The organism is Cellulomonas endophytica, assembly GCF_004123805.1.
In the GTDB taxonomy this organism is placed as follows: domain Bacteria; phylum Actinomycetota; class Actinomycetes; order Actinomycetales; family Cellulomonadaceae; genus Cellulomonas; species Cellulomonas endophytica.
Window position 1 is genome coordinate 1 of the sequence record NZ_RWJX01000158.1, and the last position, 1985, is coordinate 1985.

A 1985-nucleotide genomic window follows, 5' to 3' on the forward strand; every position below is an offset into this window, starting at 1 on the left:
TCCGTTGTGGTGGGTGTGGGGTGAGTGGTGGGTCTTGGTTTTCTGGACAGGCCAACGGTCTGTGCTGATTGCCGTTTTGTTCTCTTTGGTTGTGTTGACGGCTCCACCGGTTGCCTTCGGGTGGTGGGTGGGGTTGTTGTCTGACATTGACGGAGAGTTTGATTCTGGCTCAGGACGAACGCTGGCGGCGTGCTTAACACATGCAAGTCGAACGGTGATCCCCAGCTTGCTGGGGTGATCAGTGGCGAACGGGTGAGTAACACGTGAGTAACCTGCCCCTGACTCTGGGATAACTGCTGGAAACGGTGGCTAATACCGGATATGACACCGCTGCGCATGTGGTGGTGTGGAAAGTTTTTCGGTCAGGGATGGGCTCGCGGCCTATCAGCTTGTTGGTGGGGTGATGGCCTACCAAGGCGACGACGGGTAGCCGGCCTGAGAGGGCGACCGGCCACACTGGGACTGAGACACGGCCCAGACTCCTACGGGAGGCAGCAGTGGGGAATATTGCACAATGGGCGAAAGCCTGATGCAGCGACGCCGCGTGAGGGATGACGGCCTTCGGGTTGTAAACCTCTTTCAGCAGGGAAGAAGCGAGAGTGACGGTACCTGCAGAAGAAGCGCCGGCTAACTACGTGCCAGCAGCCGCGGTAATACGTAGGGCGCAAGCGTTGTCCGGAATTATTGGGCGTAAAGAGCTCGTAGGCGGTGTGTCGCGTCTGCTGTGAAAACCTTAGGCTCAACCTGGGGCTTGCAGTGGGTACGGGCACACTAGAGTGCGGTAGGGGTGACTGGAATTCCTGGTGTAGCGGTGGAATGCGCAGATATCAGGAGGAACACCGATGGCGAAGGCAGGTCACTGGGCCGCAACTGACGCTGAGGAGCGAAAGCATGGGGAGCGAACAGGATTAGATACCCTGGTAGTCCATGCCGTAAACGTTGGGCACTAGGTGTGGGGTCCATTCCACGGGTTCCGTGCCGCAGCAAACGCATTAAGTGCCCCGCCTGGGGAGTACGGCCGCAAGGCTAAAACTCAAAGAAATTGACGGGGGCCCGCACAAGCGGCGGAGCATGCGGATTAATTCGATGCAACGCGAAGAACCTTACCAAGGCTTGACATGCACCGGAAACCCTCAGAGATGGGGGCCCCGCAAGGCTGGTGCACAGGTGGTGCATGGTTGTCGTCAGCTCGTGTCGTGAGATGTTGGGTTAAGTCCCGCAACGAGCGCAACCCTCGTCCCATGTTGCCAGCGGGTAGTGCCGGGGACTCATGGGAGACTGCCGGGGTCAACTCGGAGGAAGGTGGGGATGACGTCAAATCATCATGCCCCTTATGTCTTGGGCTTCACGCATGCTACAATGGCCGGTACAAAGGGCTGCGATACCGCGAGGTGGAGCGAATCCCAAAAAGCCGGTCTCAGTTCGGATTGGGGTCTGCAACTCGACCCCATGAAGTCGGAGTCGCTAGTAATCGCAGATCAGCAACGCTGCGGTGAATACGTTCCCGGGCCTTGTACACACCGCCCGTCAAGTCACGAAAGTCGGTAACACCCGAAGCCGGTGGCCCAACACGCTTGCGTGAGGGAGCTGTCGAAGGTGGGACTGGCGATTGGGACTAAGTCGTAACAAGGTAGCCGTACCGGAAGGTGCGGCTGGATCACCTCCTTTCTAAGGAGCATCTGGCGTCACCGGTGTTGCCTGTCATGGGTGGCTGGTGGGGTCCAGGCCCACGCCCTCGCCGTGCGAGTGGGGGGTGGTGCTCATGGGTGGAACATCGACTGCTGCCGGCCCTGCGGGGTCCGGGACTGCCTAGTACGCCTGCTGTCGGGTCCGTGCTCTGCGCCGTGTGCTCCCTTCGGGGGGTGCGGGGGGTGGGGTGGGGGTGCGGTGGTGGGGAGGGAACGGGGGTCCTGGGTCTGTCGGGGGTCGGCTGACACGCTGTTGGGTCCTGAGGGCACAGCCGCGCTGCCGCCGCTCCTGGTGTC

1 rRNA gene is annotated in these 1985 nt (G+C 60.6%); it reads left to right on the forward strand.

From position 1 onward, the window contains the following. The first annotated feature begins 146 nt into the window (after positions 1-146). Positions 147-1668, forward strand: a 16S ribosomal RNA gene (locus tag EJA20_RS18415). Positions 1669-1985 lie beyond the last annotated feature (317 nt).